The 17,370-nt window shown below is 67.6% G+C and carries 13 protein-coding genes and 1 tRNA gene; 10 read left to right on the top strand and 4 right to left on the bottom strand.

Annotated features, from left to right (window positions below; translation table 11 throughout):
* Positions 1-52 precede the first annotated feature (52 nt).
* The 3 genes from B0920_RS21300 (at position 53) to B0920_RS21290 (ending at position 4,898) form a co-directional block, all read left to right on the top strand.
* The gene (locus tag B0920_RS21300) at positions 53-2,032 is read left to right on the top strand and encodes an Ig-like domain-containing protein (protein WP_078034696.1); all 1,980 of its coding nucleotides are present in this window, start codon (positions 53-55) and stop codon (positions 2,030-2,032) included.
* Positions 2,033-2,109: 77 nt separating this feature from the next.
* A complete protein-coding gene (gene aroKB, locus B0920_RS21295; protein WP_143745870.1) occupies positions 2,110-3,762 on the top strand; it encodes a bifunctional shikimate kinase/3-dehydroquinate synthase AroKB in 1,653 nt (550 codons plus the stop codon).
* Positions 3,762-4,898 (top strand): deoxyguanosinetriphosphate triphosphohydrolase, encoded by a 1,137-nt coding sequence (locus B0920_RS21290; protein WP_078034695.1) that lies wholly within the window; start codon positions 3,762-3,764, stop codon positions 4,896-4,898. The genes aroKB and B0920_RS21290 overlap by 1 nt, the downstream gene beginning before the upstream one ends.
* 184 nt (positions 4,899-5,082) lie before the next feature.
* On the opposite strand, the gene mutY is transcribed toward B0920_RS21290, so the two are convergent.
* From mutY to mutM, 3 genes are read right to left on the bottom strand one after another with little or no spacing between them, the layout of a single operon-like run.
* A complete protein-coding gene (mutY, locus tag B0920_RS21285) occupies positions 5,083-6,195 on the bottom strand; it encodes an A/G-specific adenine glycosylase (RefSeq protein ID WP_078034694.1) in 1,113 nt (370 codons plus the stop codon).
* 10 nt (positions 6,196-6,205) lie between these two features.
* A complete protein-coding gene (locus tag B0920_RS21280; RefSeq protein ID WP_078034693.1) occupies positions 6,206-8,128 on the bottom strand; it encodes a dynamin family protein in 1,923 nt (640 codons plus the stop codon).
* Positions 8,129-8,150: 22 nt separating this feature from the next.
* Complete coding sequence (gene mutM / locus B0920_RS21275) at positions 8,151-8,984, bottom strand: bifunctional DNA-formamidopyrimidine glycosylase/DNA-(apurinic or apyrimidinic site) lyase (protein WP_078034692.1); 834 nt, start codon at positions 8,982-8,984, stop codon at positions 8,151-8,153.
* A gap of 113 nt (positions 8,985-9,097) precedes the next feature.
* On the opposite strand from mutM, the gene B0920_RS21270 reads away from it, so the two are divergent.
* The 7 genes from B0920_RS21270 (at position 9,098) to pth (ending at position 15,253) form a co-directional block, all read left to right on the top strand.
* Entirely contained in the window at positions 9,098-10,912 is a 1,815-nt protein-coding gene (locus B0920_RS21270) for a tetratricopeptide repeat protein (protein WP_078034691.1), read from the top strand.
* A 70-nt stretch (positions 10,913-10,982) separates the two neighbouring features.
* Positions 10,983-11,579 carry an outer membrane lipoprotein LolB gene (locus tag B0920_RS21265; protein WP_078034690.1) on the top strand — a complete coding sequence of 199 codons (597 nt, stop codon included), beginning with the start codon at positions 10,983-10,985 and terminating at the stop codon, positions 11,577-11,579.
* Between the two features lie 2 nt (positions 11,580-11,581).
* On the top strand, positions 11,582-12,472 hold the full coding sequence (gene ispE, locus B0920_RS21260; protein WP_078034689.1) for a 4-(cytidine 5'-diphospho)-2-C-methyl-D-erythritol kinase: 891 nt from the start codon (positions 11,582-11,584) through the stop codon (positions 12,470-12,472).
* Positions 12,473-12,562: 90 nt separating this feature from the next.
* Positions 12,563-12,639: transfer RNA gene (locus B0920_RS21255), tRNA-Gln, on the top strand.
* A gap of 136 nt (positions 12,640-12,775) precedes the next feature.
* Positions 12,776-13,726 carry a ribose-phosphate pyrophosphokinase gene (locus B0920_RS21250; RefSeq protein ID WP_078034688.1) on the top strand — a complete coding sequence of 317 codons (951 nt, stop codon included), beginning with the start codon at positions 12,776-12,778 and terminating at the stop codon, positions 13,724-13,726.
* Positions 13,727-13,969: 243 nt separating this feature from the next.
* Positions 13,970-14,557 carry a 50S ribosomal protein L25/general stress protein Ctc gene (locus tag B0920_RS21245; protein ID WP_078034687.1) on the top strand — a complete coding sequence of 196 codons (588 nt, stop codon included), beginning with the start codon at positions 13,970-13,972 and terminating at the stop codon, positions 14,555-14,557.
* 111 nt (positions 14,558-14,668) lie between these two features.
* Complete coding sequence (gene pth, locus B0920_RS21240) at positions 14,669-15,253, top strand: aminoacyl-tRNA hydrolase (protein WP_078034686.1); 585 nt, start codon at positions 14,669-14,671, stop codon at positions 15,251-15,253.
* A gap of 273 nt (positions 15,254-15,526) precedes the next feature.
* On the opposite strand, the gene B0920_RS21235 is transcribed toward pth, so the two are convergent.
* On the bottom strand, positions 15,527-17,332 hold the full coding sequence (locus tag B0920_RS21235; RefSeq protein WP_143745869.1) for a DUF3857 and transglutaminase domain-containing protein: 1,806 nt from the start codon (positions 17,330-17,332) through the stop codon (positions 15,527-15,529).
* Positions 17,333-17,370 lie beyond the last annotated feature (38 nt).

Below are 17,370 nucleotides of genomic sequence, written 5' to 3'. Positions count from 1 at the left end.
CGGGAAATCCCGGCCTTTTCATTTCAATTGCATAAAACAGGAACAAGAATCCATGCATCACACTGAAGAACGCGCAGCCCGCTTCCCGGTCGGGCGCTTGACCATGATCGCCCTGGTGGCGGCCAGCCTGGCCGCCTGTGGCGGCGGCGGCGGCTCGCCCGGCGTCGGCGGCAGCGGCGGCAGCGGCGGCACCCCGACCAGCCCGAGCAATCCCAGCACGCCGGCCACCGCGGCCGTGACCGTGGCCTTCACCAACCCGGCAGGCCAGGCCAGCAATACCCTGAGCGGCGCCACCCCGCTGACCGTGCGCGCCACGGTGCTGGACCCGGCCGGCAAGCCGGTGCCGAACACCCTGGTGACCTTCGCCACCGACGCCGACCTGGCCGTGTTCTCGGCCACCTCGGGCACCGCCCTGACCGACGCCAACGGCGTGGCCAGCATGACCATGCGCACCGCCAGCCTGGCCGCCAGCGGCGCCGGCAAGGTGACCGTCAGCGCCACCCTGGGCGACGCCACCGTGAGCGGCTCGGCCAACTACTCGGTCGGCGCCACCGCGCTGGCGCTGGGCAACCTGGTGGTGAACCCGACCAGCATCACGGCCTACGCCACCGCCGAGATCTCGGTCGACGTGCTGGCGGGCGGCGCCAAGTACACCGCCCAGCCGGTCAACGTGAACTTCAGTTCGGCCTGCGTGGCCACCGGCAAGGCCACCATGGCCGCCGTCGCCACCACCGTCCAGGGCACCGCGCGCGTCACCTACCGCGACCAGGGCTGCGGCAACAACGACGCCATCACCGTGTCCTCGGACGCCGCCACCACCCCGCTCAGCAGCAGCCTGGCGATCGCGCCGCCGACCCCGGCCTCGGTGCAGTTCGTGTCGGCCCTGCCGGCCGGCCAGTCGATCGTGATCCGCGGCCAGGGCGGCGTCGGCCGTTCCGAGACCGCCACCCTGCGCTACAAGGTGATCGACACCTTCGACCGTCCGCTGGCGGGCCGCCAGGTCAGCTTCAGCGTGCAGCCGGCCGGCGTGGTCACCCTGAACAAGGCCTCCGACAGCACCGACCAGAACGGCGAAGTGGTCACCACCGTCAATTCGCGCGACATGCCGACCTCCTTCCGTGTGGTCGCCACCCTGCCGGGCACCGCTAGCAACGGCAACCCGGACATCGCGACCCCGTCCGACACCATCGTGGTCTCGACCGGCCTGACCACCCAGCGCGCGCTGTCGCTGAGCGTGACCACGCCCAACATCGAGGGCTGGAACTACGACAGCGGCACCACCACGCCGGCCACCATCTTCAACATCCTGCTGGCCGACCAGTTCGGCAACCCGGTGGCGGACGGCACCCCGGTGGTGTTCCAGACCAACATGGGCGCGATCGGCAGCTCGGCGCGCGGCGGCTGCGTCACCGAGAACGGCGGCTGCTCGGTCAACTTCCGCACCCAGAACCCGCGCTCGCCCCTGCCCAACACCCCGGTCACGCCCTGCAATACCGGCAGCGACCCGCGCGTGAGCAACGACAGCACCCGTCCGGGCGTGGCGACCATCTGCGCCAGCACGACCGACGGCATCACGACCCAGTTCCAGAAGGGCGCGATCTTCTTCAGCGATTCGGCGGTGCGCTACGTGCACCTGAACGGTTCCTCGACTCCGCTCAACATCGGCGCCACCACCACGCTGTCTTCGGTGCGCGCGGCGGACGCCAAGACCTTCAGCCTCCAGCTCAATGACCTGAACAATAATCCATTGCCTGCTGGAACGACCGTGCAGATGACCAGCCTGAACAACGCCAGCGCGGTGGACGTCATGCCGGCCGAAGTGCCGAAGATCTTCCCGCACTCGAGCACGGGCGACGACCCGACCGGCAACCAGATCGTCGGCCGCCAGGGCTCTTCCCACGTGTTCACGCTCAAGAGCGTGACGGGCGCCGCCTGCACGGCGGCGGCGAAGGCGACTTTCAACGTGACGGTGACCACGCCGAACCGTTTCGTGACCGTGATTCCGTTCGAATTCACGTTCACCTGCCCATAAGCAAAAGCTCGCAAAACAACGCAAAACCGAACGGCCAGTCTATACTGGCCGTTTTTACATCCAAGCGGGTTTTGGTAGTGGCTGATCCCAAGAACAACAACATCTTCCTGGTCGGCCTGATGGGAGCGGGGAAGACCACCATCGGCCGAATGCTTGCGCGCAAGCTGAACAAGCGTTTCGTGGATTCCGACCACGAGATCGAGGCGCGCACTGGCGCCTCGATTCCGTGGATCTTCGAGATCGAGGGCGAAGCCTGCTTCCGCCGGCGCGAGGCCGACATGATCCGCGAGCTCAGCGCCCAGCACGACCTGGTGCTGGCGACCGGGGGCGGGGCCATCCTCAACCCGGCCAGCCGCGCCCTGCTGGCCGAGCGCGGCACCGTGGTCTACCTGCGCGCCTCGATCAACAGCATCCTGGCGCGCACCGCGCACGACAAGAACCGCCCGCTGCTGCAGACCGCCGACCCGCGCAAGAAGCTGGAAGAACTGCTGGCCCAGCGCGATCCCCTGTACCGCGAGATTGCCGACCTGGTCATCGACACCGGCCGACCTAACGTACAATCGATGGTACAGACCATATTGGACCAGATCGCCGCGCTGGAAGAAGCGCGTGCGCGGCGGCTGGCGAAAACCTCGATGAACGAACCCGCACCTCTTACCCTCAACGTCGAACTCGGCGAACGCAGCTACCCGATCCTGATCGGCCCTAAACTGCTGGACGATCCCGCGCTGCTGGCGCGCCACGTCAGCGGCGGCAAGGCCGCCATCGTCACCAACACCACCGTCGCCCCGCTCTACCTGGAGCGGGTCGCGGGCGGGCTGCGCGCGGCCGGCATCGAGGTGGTCGAGATCGTGCTGCCGGACGGCGAGGAGCACAAGAACTGGCAATCGCTGAACCTGGTCTTCGACGCCCTGCTGGAACACCGCTGCGACCGCAAGACCACCCTGGTGGCCCTGGGCGGCGGCGTGATCGGCGACCTGACCGGCTACGCCGCCGCCAGCTACATGCGCGGCGTGCCCTTCGTGCAGGTGCCGACCACCCTGCTGTCCCAGGTCGATTCCTCGGTGGGCGGCAAGACCGGCATCAACCACCCGCTGGGCAAGAACATGATCGGCGCCTTCTACCAGCCGCGCGCCGTGCTGGCCGACACCGCCACCCTCGACACCTTGCCGCCGCGCGAGCTGGCGGCCGGCCTGGCCGAAGTCATCAAGCACGGCGCCATCCTCGACGCCGCCTTTTTCGACTGGATCGAAGCCAACATCGCGAAGCTGGTGGCGCGCGAGCCGGAAGCGATGGCCCATGCCATCGCGCGCTCCTGCGAGATCAAGGCCGATGTCGTGCGCAAGGACGAGCGCGAGGGCGGCCTGCGCGCGGTGCTCAACTTCGGCCACACCTTCGGCCACGCGATCGAATCGGGCCTGGGCTATGGCCAGTGGCTGCACGGCGAAGCGGTCGGCTGCGGCATGGTGATGGCGGCCGACCTGTCGGCGCGCCTGGGCCTGGTCGACGCGGCCACGGTCGAGCGCGTGCGCAGCCTGGTGGCCGCGGCCGGCCTGCCGACCGTGGCGCCGGACCTGGGCGAAGCGCGCTGGATCGAGCTGATGGCGGTCGACAAGAAGAACGAGGGCGGGGCGATCCGCTTCATCCTGCTCAAGCCCCTGGGCAGCCCCTCGATCACGACAGTGCCGCTCGAGACCCTGAGGGCGACCCTGGAGGCCTGCACCCGATGATGGACTTCGACGCCCAGCTCGCACCCTATGCGGCGCACTCCTCGAAGTCGCGCGGGCGTCGCTACCAGGAACCGGCCCCGGGCTCGCGCAGCGAGTTCCAGCGCGACCGCGACCGCATCATCCACTCGACCGCCTTCCGGCGGCTCGAGTACAAGACCCAGGTCTTCCTCAACCACGAGGGCGACCTGTTCCGCACCCGCCTGACCCACAGCATCGAGGTGGCCCAGATCGGGCGCACCTTGGCGCGCAGCCTGCGCCTGAACGAAGACCTGGTCGAGGCCACCGCCCTGGCGCACGACCTCGGCCACACGCCCTTCGGCCACGTGGGCCAGGACGTGCTCAACGAATGCATGAAGGACTACGGCGGCTTCGAGCACAACCTGCAGAGCCTGCGCGTGGTGGACCATCTCGAGGAGCACTACGGCGCCTTCGACGGCCTCAACCTGACTTTCGAGACCCGCGAGGGCATCCTCAAGCACTGCTCGCTGAACAATGCGCGCCAGCTGGGCGAACTGGGGCAGCGTTTCATCGACAAGACCCAGCCCAGCCTGGAAGCCCAGCTGACCAACCTGGCCGACGAGATCGCGTACAACAACCACGACATCGACGATGGCCTGCGTTCGGGGCTGTTGAGCATGGCGCAGATGGAGGAGGTGGAGTTCTTCGCCCGCCACCGCCATGCGGTGGAGGCGGAATTTCCGGGCCTGCCGGGGCGCCGCGCGCTGTACGAGACGATCCGGCGCATGATCACGGCCATGACGGCGGACCTGGTGGAAACCTCGGCCCAGCTGCTGCTGGAGGCGGGGCCGAAGAGCATCGACGATGTGCGGACGGCGCCGCCGCTGATCCGCTTCTCGGACCGGATGCGCGCGGACACCACGGCGCTCAAGCGCTTCCTGTACGCGAATCTGTACCGGCATTTCCAGGTGAACCGCATGCGGGTGAAGGCCAGCCGCATCGTGCGCGAGCTGTTCGAGGCTTTCATGACGGATCCGGTGCTGTTGCCGCCGGATTACCAGGTGGCGTCGGGGGATGTGATGAAGCAGGCGAGGAAGATCGCGGACTATATCGCGGGGATGACGGATAGGTATGCGATCAAGGAGCATCGGCGGATTTTTTCGCTCGATACGCTTTGATTGGGGCTGGGTGTCTGCGGGTAAACTTGGATCCCGGCCTTCGCCGGGATGACGGTTTTGCGGCTAGAGGGACTCGAGAAGTCGCCGACGGTTTTTCGGACACGCACTCGTAAACGTCATCCCGGCGAAGGCCGGGATCCAAGTTTGCGTGAATACCAGCCTCACACAAACAAGGACGGCTGCCTCACACAAACAATGACGGCTGCCCCAACTCCACCAGAAGCTTCTTGACCGGCGCCGGCAACGGCGCCTGCGCGATCGCATCCAGCTTCCACCACAGATGCCGCCCGCTCGCGCCCCCGCGCGCCGCCAGGCGCACCATGAAGGGCGCGATGTGCAGCCGGTAGTGCGTGAACACATGCACCAGATGCCCCAGCGCCTGCACCTCCTCGACCTCGCCGAACTGCGCCGCCGCGCGCGCCATGTCCGCCGTGTCGAACAGGTCGTCCTCGTCTTCGACCGGCACATGCCCGCCGACTTCCGGCAGCGACAGCAAGCCGCCCCAGATCCCGCTGTCCGGCCGCTGCTCCAGCAGCACCTGCCCGCGGTCGACGATCACCAGCATGGCGGTGCGCTTCTCCGGCGTCGCCTTTTTGGGTTTGCGCACCGGCAGCTCGGCCTGGCGTCCGGTGGCATAGGCCACGCAGCGCGCCTGCAGCGGGCAGCGTGCGCAATCCGGCCGCGAGCGCGTGCACAGGGTGGCCCCAAGGTCCATCAGCCCCTGGGTGTAGGCCTCGATGCCATCATTCTCCGGCAGCAGGGCTTCGGCGCGCCGCCACAAGGCATCCTCGACCGGCTTGATGCCCGGATACTCGTTGATGCCGAATACGCGCGCGAACACGCGCTTGACGTTCCCGTCCAGGATCGCGGCACGCGCGCCCGAGGAGAACGCGGCGATCGCCGCCGCCGTCGAGCGTCCGATGCCGGGCAGCTCGGCCAGCAGCGCCGGGTCGCTCGGGAACACGCCGCCGTAGTCCTGCACCACGCGCTTGGCGCAGGCGTGCAGGTTGCGCGCCCGCGTGTAGTAACCCAGGCCGCTCCAGTGCGCCATCACGTCCTCGGACGGCGCCTCGGCCAGCGCCTGCACGGTCGGGAAGCGCTCCAGGAAGCGCGCGTAATAGCCCAGCACCGCCGCCACCTGGGTCTGCTGCAGCATGATCTCGGACAGCCAGATGCGGTAGGCGTCGCGGGTGTTCTGCCATGGCAGGGTGTGGCGGCCGTGGCTGCGCTGCCACTCGACCACGGCCTGCGAGAAGCTGGGGTCGGCCAGGCCCTCGAATTCGGTCAGCCGCTTCATGTGCTCTCCCTCATGCCGCCTCCTGCGCCAGGACGTCCGTCCCCAGGCTGCCGAGCAGCGACGCCGCCATCGCCGCCAGGCGGGCGCGCGTGGCCTCCAGCTCGGCCTGGACCGTCTCGAAGGCGGCGATCTTCTGCTCCAGGCTGTCGGTCGCGTCGTGGATGCGCTGGATCGAAGCCTGGCGCTGGCGCAGCTGTTCGCGGTGCTGGCGGATCTGGGCTTCCAGCGGCGCCATCAGCACCTTGAGCCAGCTCTCGGCTTCCAGGTTGGCGGCGCGGAAGGCGCGCCGCACGCGCGACGCGATCGCGTCGACGAAGCGTTCGAGCAGGGTGGCGCGGCTGGTCATCAGCAGGGTGGTGGTGCCGAACTGCTTGGCGAACACGGCTTCGATGTCGTCGATCTCCTCGCGGTAGCGCGCCAGCGACAAGGCCGCCGGCAGGTTCAGGGCCAGGCCATGCTCGCTGGAGAAGCGCCGCACCATGCTCTCCATCATGGCGGAGATCTCGCCGATCTTTTCGCTCGACGCGTCCAGGCTGGCGCGCACCGCGTCGAAGTAGGCGCGCACCGGGGCCCGCACGCCGGTCGAGAAGCGCGCCGCCGCCATCGCCGCGCGCACCGCCTCGGTGTGGGCCTGGACCACGTCCATGCCCAGGGTCGTGTACAGCTCGGTGGACAGGCGGGCGAACACCGCGCGCGTGCCCTGCAGCTTGACCAGGCTGGCGTCGAATTCCTTCTTTTCCGCCTCCACGCGGCGCACCATGTGGGCGATCACGCCCTGGTTCTTGCCGCGCAGGCTCTTCAGCTCCTGCAACTGCTCGACCAGGTCGCGCATGCGTGCCCGCGCCAGCGCTTCCTGGCCGGCGTCCAGGGCCGCCAGCTCGCCGCGCAACTGGCGCGCGACGATCTCGCGGCGCGCCGGGATCAGGTCGTGGAACAGGGCCGCTTCGAGCGCCCCCAGGCGGCTCTTTTCATAAAGCGCCATGTCGCCGCCGATCTTGCCGACCAGGGCCTTCTGGGCCGAGACCGGATACACGCGCTCCTGCGCCAGGCCGAGCAGCTGGGCCACGTCGCGCTGCTGGCGCGCGATCTCCAGCTCGTTGTCGGCCTCGCTGCGCAGCGGGTCCCACATGGCGTCGATCTTGTTCAGCACCGCCAGGCGTCCCGGGCCGGCGCCGATGTGGGTGCGCCAGACCTCGATGTCGCTCCGGGTGACCCCGGTCTCGGCGGCCAGCACGAACAGCACCGCGTGCGCGTTCGGGATCAGGTTCAGGGTCAGTTCGGGCTCGGTGCCGATCGCGTTCAGGCCCGGGGTGTCGAGGATCACCAGCCCCTGCTTGAGCAGCGGGTGGGGCAGGTTGATGATGGCGTGGCGCCATTGCGGGATCTCGACCCTGCCATCGGTGCCGAGGCTGCTCGCCAGGTCGGGGGCCTCGGCGTCGAACAGGCCGTAGCGCTCGGCTTCCTCGCGGCCGGCGCGGCGCGTGCGGCTCACCTGGAGGAAGGCCTCGCGCAGGCGTTCGGGCGCGTCCAGCTCGAGGGGCAGCACGGTCCAGGCGCCGGGGTCCTCGCGGAAATCGCTGGTCGATCGCTGCTCTGCCCGGGTCTCGATCGGCAGCAGGCGGATGCAGGGGGGCAGGGCGGGGTCCCACAGCAGCTCGGTCGGGCACATGGTGGTGCGGCCGGCCGCCGAGGGCAGGATGCGCTGGCCGTAGTCGGCGAAGAAGATGGCGTTGATCAGCTCGGTCTTGCCGCGCGAGAATTCGGCCACGAAGGCGACCGACAGCTTGTCCTCGCGCAGGCGGGCCAGGGCGCGCGCCAGGCCCTGCTCGCCCGCGCCGTCGATCAGCCCCGCTTCGCCCAGCGCCGCGCCATACTGTTCCAGCGTGGACGCTACACCTGCGCGCCACGCGCCATACTGTTGTAAATCCTGCATTGATTGCCTGTCCCGTGTGAGCCTAGCGCTGGCACTGCGCGCAATAGAAAGTCGAGCGCTGGCCCTGCTTGATCTGGCGGACCGGCGCCCCGCAGTGGCGGCAAGGCACTCCAGCACGATCATAGACGAAATATGTCTGCTGGAAATACCCGGATTGACCATTTACTGCAATAAAGTCACGCAGGGTGGAGCCGCCCTGGACAATGGCGGCGGCCAGGATCTCCTTGATCGCCTCGGCCAGCTTGTCGTAGCGGGCGCGGCTGATGCGCGCGGCGGAGGTCTTGGGATTGATGCCGGCCCGGAACAGGCTCTCGCAGGCGTAGATGTTGCCGACCCCGACCACGATGTCGCCGGCCAGCAGCACCTGCTTGATCGGCGCGTTGCGGCGCCGGGTCTCGCGGTGCAGCAGGGCGCCCGAGAAGGCCTCGCCGAGCGGCTCCACGCCCAGGCCGCGCAGCAGCTCGTGCTCTTCCAGCGGCCCTTGCTCCTTGCCGTGCCAGAGCACGGCGCCGAAGCGGCGCGGGTCGTGCAGGCGCAGCACCTGGCGTCCTTCCGGGCCGTTCACCACCAGGTCGAAGTGGTCGTGCTTGCGCGGCTCGATCCCGGGCGGCAGCACGCGCAGGTGGCCCGACATGCCCAGGTGGACGATCAGGACGCCGTGCTCGAACTCGATCAGCAGGTATTTGCCGCGCCGGCTGGTGCCGGTGATGCGGCGCCCGGCCAGCAGCGCCGACAGGTCCGGCGGGAAGGGCCAGCGCAGGCCTTCGCGCCGGAACACCACCTGCTCGACGACGCGGCCTTCGATATGGGGCGCGACACCGCGCCGGGTGACTTCTACTTCTGGCAGTTCAGGCATGGGGGAGGGGATTCGTGTAAAGTCGTGTTGCAGTAGAGCGGCAAGCCTTGGCGGCGCACGGACGGCGCAGGCTTGAGCGTAGAATGGACATCATCTCAACACCTGGACTTGCTTTGAAAAACGCTTTCGCCATTGTAACGCTGTCCGGTCTCCTGACGGCGTGCGCCATCGCGCCGCAACAGCAGAGCGCGCCGCCCGAGAAGGCGGCGCTCGCCCAGGACGGGGCAACATCGGGTCAGGACGAGCCCGAGCTGGACGAGGAAGAGGCGCTGGCCAAGGCGCGCGCCGAGCTCGAGGCGCGCCTGCCCAAGGTCGAACTGACCAGCACCTTGCTGTACCAGCTGATGAAGGCCGAGTTCGAGTTCCGCGCGGGCGACTGGCAAGGCCCCTACCTGACCATGCTGAGCCTGGCCCAGCAGACGCGCGACCCGCGCCTGGCGCGCCGCGCCGCCGAGATGGCGGTGGCGGCCAAGCAGGCCGACGACACCCTGGCCGCCGTGCGCCTGTGGCACGACCTCGACCCCGAGTCCGAGGAAGCGACCCAGTACTTCGTGGGCATGGTGGTCACCTCGGACAACATCGCCGACGTCGAGCCGATCTTCGCCCAGCGCCTGCGCGAGGCCACCCCCGGCCGGCGCGGCATGCTGATGTTCCAGATGCAGCAGTTGCTGGCGCGCGCCAAGGACAAGGAAGCGGCCGGCGCCATGGTCGAGCGCCTGATCGCCCCCTACGGCGACACCATGGAGGCGCGGGTGGTGCGGGCCCAGGCGGCCTTGGCCAGGGGCGAGCGCGAGACCGCCCTGAAGGAGGCGCGCGCGGCCCTGGTGGCCAAGCCCGATTCCGAGATCGCGGCCCTGATGCTGGCCCAGGTGCTGGAAGACGAGACCCAGATCATTGCCCTGCTGGAGCAGTTCCTCAAGAACAATCCGAACGCGCGCGAAGTGCGCGCCGCCTACGCCCGGGTGCTGGTCAACCGCAAGGAATACCCGCGTGCGCGCCAGGAGTTCGAGCTGCTGCTGAAGGACCAGCCGGACAATGCGGCCCACCTCTATGCGCTCGGCATCCTGACCACCCAGATGAACGACGCGCCGGCCGCCGAGCGCTATTTCACCCGCTTCGTGGAGGTGCTCGGCCGCAATCCGGACGACGAGCGCGACCCCTCGCGCGCGCTGCTGATCCTGTCCCAGCTGGCCGAGGAACGCGGCGACCTGGGCGGCGCCCTCGGCTGGCTCGACAAGGTGCCCGAGGGCACCGACCCCCAGACCCTGTTCAGCGCACAATTGCGCCGCGCCCATGTGGTCGGCAAGCTGGGCGACCTGGCCGGCGCCCGCCGCCTGCTCGGCGCGCTCAAGCCCGAGGAGCCGGCCCAGCAAGCCCAGCTCGTGGTGGCCGAGTCGACCCTGTTGCGCGAAGCGGGCCGGACCGGTGACGCCTATGCCGTGATGGAGGCGGGCATCCGGCGCTTTCCGAAGAACCCGGACCTGCGCTACGACTTCGCCCTGCTGGCCGAAAAGCTGGGCAAGGTCGACGTAATGGAAAAGCAATTGCGCGAAGTGATGGCGCAAGCGCCCGACAACCACCACGCCTACAACGCCCTCGGCTATTCGCTGGCCGAGCGCAACGTGCGCCTGCAGGAAGCCTATGCGCTGATCGCCAAGGCCCTCGAAATGGCGCCGGGCGACCCCTTCATCATGGACAGCATGGGCTGGGTGCACTACCGCATGGGCAACCTGGCCGAGGCCGAAAAATTCCTGCGCCAGGCCTACGGACTGCGGCGCGATCCCGAGATCGCGGTGCACCTGGGCGAAGTGCTGTGGCAGAAGGGCGACAAGGTCGCGGCCCAGCAGCTGTGGCGCGAGGCGCGCGCCAAGGATCCGCAGAACGACACCCTGCGCACCACGCTGGCGCGTCTCGGCCTGTCCTTGTGAAATAATCGCTCATCCATAGGGCTGGCCGGAACCATCCGGCCAGCCATGTTTTTCTACTTCGTTTCCGCCGATGCCGATCACCCGCCGCCTCACCCTCATCGCTCTCGCCGCCGCGCTCGCCGGCTGCGCCACCACCGCCACCATGCCCTCGACCGCCACGGTCGGCGCCTACCGCGAGTCCATCGACCTGAGCGGGCGCCTGAGCGTGAACTACCTGAAGGACGGGGCGCGCGAATCCCTGAACGGCAATTTCAACTGGGCCCAGCGCCCGGACCGCACCGACGTGACCCTGAACTCGCCGCTCGGCCAGACCATCGCCACCATCGCGGTGACGCCGGGGGAGGCGACGCTCACCCAGTCCGGCCGCGCCCCGCGCAGTGCCGCCGACATCGACGGCCTGACCCAGCAGACCCTGGGCTGGACCCTGCCGGTGGCCGGCCTGCGCGACTGGCTGCAAGGCTATGCGGTGGACGAGCAGGGCCGCCGCTTCGCCGCCTCGCCCGCCAACAACAGCGTGAGCACGAAGGACGGCTGGCGCCTGCGCTTCATGTCCTGGCAGGACGACAAGGCGCCCCAGCCCATGCCGCGCGTGATCAACGCCGAGCGCAGCGCCGTGGGCGACATCCAGGACTTGCAGATCCGCATCGTGATCGACCCGGCGGCTTGAGCATGCGTTCGCTCCACCATTGCCCGGCCCCGGCCAAGCTCAACCTGTTCCTGCACGTGACCGGCCGCCGCGCCGACGGCTACCACCTGCTGCAAAGCGTGTTCCAGCTGATCGACCGCGCCGACCTGCTGCACTTCGACCTGCGCGAGGACCATGCCATCGTGCGCAGCACCGATGTGCCCGGTGTGCCCGAGGACCAGGACCTGATCGTGCGCGCGCTGCGCCTGCTGCAGGCGGAATACGAGCGCCGCCACGGCGAACTGCCGCCCGGCATCGAGGTCGCGGTCGAGAAGATCCTGCCCATGGGCGGCGGGCTGGGCGGGGGCTCCTCGGACGCCGCCACCGCCCTGATGGCCGCCAACCACCTGTGGCAGGCCGGCCTCACGCGCGAAGAGCTGATGGCCCTCGGACTGCCCCTGGGCGCCGACATTCCCTTCTTCCTGTTCGGCCAGACCGCGTTCGCCGAAGGCATCGGCGAAGCCTTGCAGCCGGTGCAGGGACCGGACTGCTGGTACCTGGTGATCGAGCCCGGCGTCGCTGTGCCGACCCCAGCCATATTTTCGGCCCCGGATTTGACAAGGGATACGAAACCGGTCAGAATAGCGGACTTTTCCAGCAGCTACCTCGGCGCAGGCAGTCAGGTTGGCTTCGGGAAAAATGATTTGCAGGACGTGGCCATGCGCCTGTTCCCGCCGGTAGCAGAGGCGGTCGAATGGTTGAGCGGCTACGGCGATGCCAGGATGACTGGCTCAGGGGCGTGCGTGTTCTGCGCGTTCTCCAGCGAAGAGGCTGCCGACCGGGTGTTGGCATCTGTGCCAAAACACTGGTTGGCATGGAAAGCAAAGTCGCTTGAGAAACACCCGCTGATGAAATCGCTCTTGCAAAATCAGTGAGTTATAGAATAAAATTCTGCCTGTCGACGCGCTAGACGCTACAATGTAAGTCAGTGGTGACTGTGTTTCGGCAAGCTGTAAAGGTCGTGTAGGGGAATCGCCAAGTTGGTTAAGGCACCGGATTTTGATTCCGGCATTCCAAGGTTCGAATCCTTGTTCCCCTGCCAAAGTTTTCTTGGTCTGTCGATGCGGAACGCGTCCAGCAAGAAGATTCGGCGGCAAACAATTCCGCCCTTAGCATAGTCAGCCGGTCATTCCGGCTGATTGTTTTTCTAGGTTCAACGCTCACCTCTCGGGACTCCCATGGCTTACGAAAACCTGATGGTTTTTACCGGCAATGCCAATCCGGCGCTAGCAGAAGGGGTCGCAAAAAACCTCGGCATTCCTCTCGGTAAGGCCGTGGTCTCGAAGTTCTCTGACGGCGAAGTAATGGTCGAAATCAACGAGAACGTTCGTGGCAAGGACGTCTTCGTTCTGCAATCGACCTGCGCTCCCACCAACGACAACCTGATGGAAATCATGCTGATGGTCGACGCTCTCAAGCGCGCATCGGCTGGCCGCATTACCGCGGCGATTCCATATTTCGGTTATGCCCGCCAGGACCGCCGTCCGCGTTCGGCGCGTGTGGCGATCTCGGCGAAAGTCGTGGCCAACATGCTGGAAGAAGCCGGCGTCGAGCGCGTCCTGATCATGGACCTGCACGCCGACCAGATCCAGGGTTTCTTCGACATCCCGGTCGACAACATCTACGCATCGCCGATCCTGCTGGGCGACCTGCAGAAGCGCAACTACGAAGACCTGCTGGTGGTCTCGCCGGACGTCGGCGGCGTGGTGCGTGCCCGTGCGCTGGCCAAGCGCCTGGGCTGCGACCTGGCGATCATCGACAAGCGCCGCCCGAAGGCGAACGTGTCGGAAGTGATGAACATCATTGGTGAGGTCGAAGGCCGCAACTGCGTGATCATGGACGACATGGTCGACACCGCCGGCACGCTGTGCAAGGCCGCCGAGGTGCTGAAAGAGCGCGGCGCCAAGAAAGTCATCGCTTACTGCACGCACCCGGTCCTGTCCGGTCCGGCGATCGAGCGTATCCAGAATTCGCCGCTCGACGAGCTGGTCGTCACCGACACGATCCCGCTGAGCGCTGCCGGCGCTGCCTGCACCAAGATCCGCCAGCTGACCTGCGCACCGCTGCTGGCCGAGACCTTCAAGCGGATCGTGAAGGGCGACTCGGTGATGTCGCTGTTCGTCGACTGAGCACTGCCTGCTGTTTTTACGCGGCGCGTCTGGCTAAAAAGCCGACGCGCCGTTGACGTATCAGGAACCGGGATCCCCGCCTGTTCGGGGATGATGTTCCGGAAGCAACGCAATATGGAATTCTTGAGTGCGCAGTACGGCGCTCATTGTTTGGCTGCCCCTGGTCGCGGGGGTGGCCGCCACCTGGGCTACCGGGCTGGATAGGAATCCGGCATTCGGGCCCGTTTATCTTTGGAGTTACACATGAAAGTAGTCGCATTCAACCGTACCGAGCAGGGGACCGGAGCGAGCCGCCGCCTGCGTCGCGCGGGCCAGACCCCGGGCATCATCTATGGCGGCGCCGACGCCCCGCAACTGATCGCCCTGGACGGCAACGCCCTGTTCCACGCGCTCAAGAAAGAAGCCTTCCACGGTTCGATCCTGGACCTGGAAATCGACGGCAAGAGCCAGCAAGTCCTGCTGCGCGACTTCCAGATGCACGCATACAAGCAGATGGTCCTGCACGCTGACTTCCAGCGCGTCGACGCATCGAAGGCCCTGCACACCAAGGTCACCCTGCACTTCATCAACGCTGAGATCTCGCCGGCCGTCAAGCTGGGTGGCGCAGTCATCTCGCACGTGCTGAACGAGCTGGAAGTGTCCTGCCTGCCGGGTCAACTGCCTGAGTTCATCGAAGTCGACCTGGCCAAGCTGGAAGCTGGCGGCTCGATCCACGTCAACGACCTGACCCTGCCGGCCGGCGTGACCGCGCTGACCCACGGCCAGAACCTGACCATCGCCACCGCTTCGGTGCCGGCTGGCCAGCAGTCGGCTGACGCCGCTGCCGAGTAAGCAGCTCCCGCGCCGCGCAAGCGGCACAGGAATCAACCCGCCGTGGCCGTGCCCGGCGGGTTTTTTGTTGTCTTTTCAGGGATAATCGGGGTTTTCCCGATTCGAAAAAGCATGTCCATCCGCCTGATCGTCGGTCTCGGCAACCCGGGGCCCGAATACGAACAAACCCGTCACAACGCCGGCTTCTGGCTGGTCGACAAGCTCGCCAACAGCCTGCCGGGCTGCCGCCTGCAGCGTGAGTCGCGCTTCAACGCCATGGTGGCCAAGACCCGCATCGCCGGCAGCGAAGTCTGGCTCCTGGAGCCGCTGACCTACATGAACCGCTCCGGCCAGTCGGTGGGGGCGCTGGCGCGCTTCTACAAGATCAATCCGGACGAGGTGCTGGTCGTGCATGACGAGCTCGACATGCTGCCGGGCGTGGCCAAGCTCAAGAAGGGCGGCTCGTCGGGCGGGCACAACGGGCTCAAGGACATCAACTCGGCCTTGGGGACCCAGGACTTCTGGCGCCTGCGGCTGGGGATCGGGCATCCGCGCAGCCTGAACCTGCAGCAGGCGGTGGCGGACTTCGTGCTGCATCGCCCGCGGCGCGAGGAGCAGAGCCTGATCGAGGAGTCGATCGACAAGAGCCTGCGCATCATCCCGCTGGTGTGCGAGGGGAAGTTCGATGTGGCGATGATGCAGTTGCATACGGGCTGAGATCGTTCTCCTGCTTAGTTAGCCCCAGAACGTCGCACCGGCGAAGGCCGGTGCCCAAGTTAAGCGTGCGTGGCGGGCTGGCAAACTTGGATTCCGGCCTACGCCGGAAGTCATTTCCGACAGTGTCGGGAATGACGAGTTGGGGGCTTCGAGTCGCCTCGCGGGACGCCACCGTTGCCGATACCGGGCGCTTGGGACACCACCGTTACCGATATCTGGCGCTTGGGCCGCCACCGTTGCCGATATCCGGCGCTTCGCAGCACCCCCCGACATTCACTTCTTCTGGATGACCACCTGCGCCCGCAGATCGCGCATCATCCTCTCCAGCGCCGGCCGAAACCGCCGGTAGTCCTCCGGCGTGCAGGTCGCCGCCGTATGCCTGAACTGCAGCCGCCGCGTCACCAGCACGGTATCCCCGCGCCGCGCATAGCGCGAGCGGTAGGCGAAATTTGCATCGTCCACCACCAGCGGCCTGGGCAGGGCCAGGATGCGCGCCCGCGCCGGCAGCCTGAAACTCAGCTCGTCCTCGGCATCGATGGAAGGACAGACGAAGTCCTGTTCCCGCTCGGGCTCCCGGATGAAGCCGGACACCGCATCCCCCAGGCCGCCCCAGAAATTGTAGGTGGTCGCCAGCCCCACCGGCCCCGGAAAATGGACGAAGCCCGCGCTACTGCCCGAGAAGGACAGCGTGTAGTCGTCCGCCGTGCCCTCGGCGTCGCCGGGCTCGAACACACCCGCCCCTTGCTGGCCCAGCCCCTGCAGCATGCGCTCGACGAAGCGCTCGCGTTCGGCCTGGGGCGTGGCGCGCACTACCCGCCGGTAAGGCTCGGCCGAGGCGCCGCTGCTGGTGCGCTTCACCGTGAAGCGGCTGCTGCCGTCGGCCAGGATGTCGAAGCGCGTGGCGGTGCGGTTGCGCGCCGGCTGGTAGCTCGGCGTCATGGCGAACTCGCCGCTGGCCGCCAGCAGCACTGGCTTGCCCAGCAGGGAAGGCGGCAGGAAACCACCCGCCACCGATTCGGCGGTGGGGTCGAGATAGAGTTGCAAGGACGGGACGTAGACGATGGCGTGGTTCAGCACCCCAAGTGTAGGCACGGCGGGCAGCTTGTAGGCGTCGCCGTTGTTCACCAGGGCCGTGGTGGCCTCGATGCCGCTGGCCGCCAGCAGAGCCTCCAGCAGGGTGGCGTGGTCCTTGCAGTCGCCATAGCGGTTGACCAGCACGCTCGTGGCCGAGTGCGGCACCACGCCGCCGGGGCCGAGGTAGACGCCGACATAGCGGATGTTGCGCCGGACCCAGTCCGAGAGCGCGAGCGCGCGCGTGCGCGGGTCGGCCAGGCCGCGCGTGATGGCGCCCGCCAGCGCCTCGATGTTGGCGTTGGGCGTCGCCCTGATCGCCGCGCGCGCGTGGTAGGCGCGGGCGAAGGCCGCATAGTCGGGGAAGGTGGAGACGGCCAGCCGCTTGCCGTAGTCGAGGTAGCTGACCGAATCGGCCTCCAGCCGGGCGTTGTCGCCGTCCACGTAGCGCCACTGGTAGCGGGTCTTGCCGGGCGGGCCCTGGGCCGGCAGTGGCGCGAAGCCGACTGCATCGGCGTGCAGGGTCAGCCCGGGCGGCATGTCGTAGATCAGGCGGTAGTCGCGATGGCGGTAGAAGCGCGCGGAGGACAGGTCCTCGAAGTGGCCGGGGAAGAGCGGCGTATGGCGGCGCAGGACGTAGCGCACCGCTACCCGGTCGCCGGGCGCGACGTCGGGAAACACCACGATCTTGAGGCGCGTGTCCTGGAACATCGGCGCCTCGAGGCTGGCGGCCTCCTGCTGGTCGCGGATCTGGTGCCGCTGCACCGGCAGCCGTCGTCCGTCCGCCTTCTCGGTGTGGGCGTCGACCGATACGATCTCGTCGAGCGACTGGTTGTAGGCGATGTAGTACTGCGCGTGCTCGTGCAGGGCTTCGCGCGCGACGATGGTCTTGCGCTGTTCGACGGTGAGCAGGTAGCTGCCGTCAGGCTCGACCACGAAATGCTGCACGTAGCGCTCCACGACGACGGCGTGGTCGGTGCCGGTGTCGCGCGCGGCCGCCGGCTGCATGCCTGACGCCAGGCAGAACAGCACCCAAAGCAGGAAGC

This window comes from Massilia sp. KIM (assembly GCF_002007115.1).
Classification (GTDB): domain Bacteria; phylum Pseudomonadota; class Gammaproteobacteria; order Burkholderiales; family Burkholderiaceae_D; genus Telluria.
Note: the sequence above shows the minus strand (reverse complement) of the source record. Positions and strands in the feature narration are given on the sequence as shown.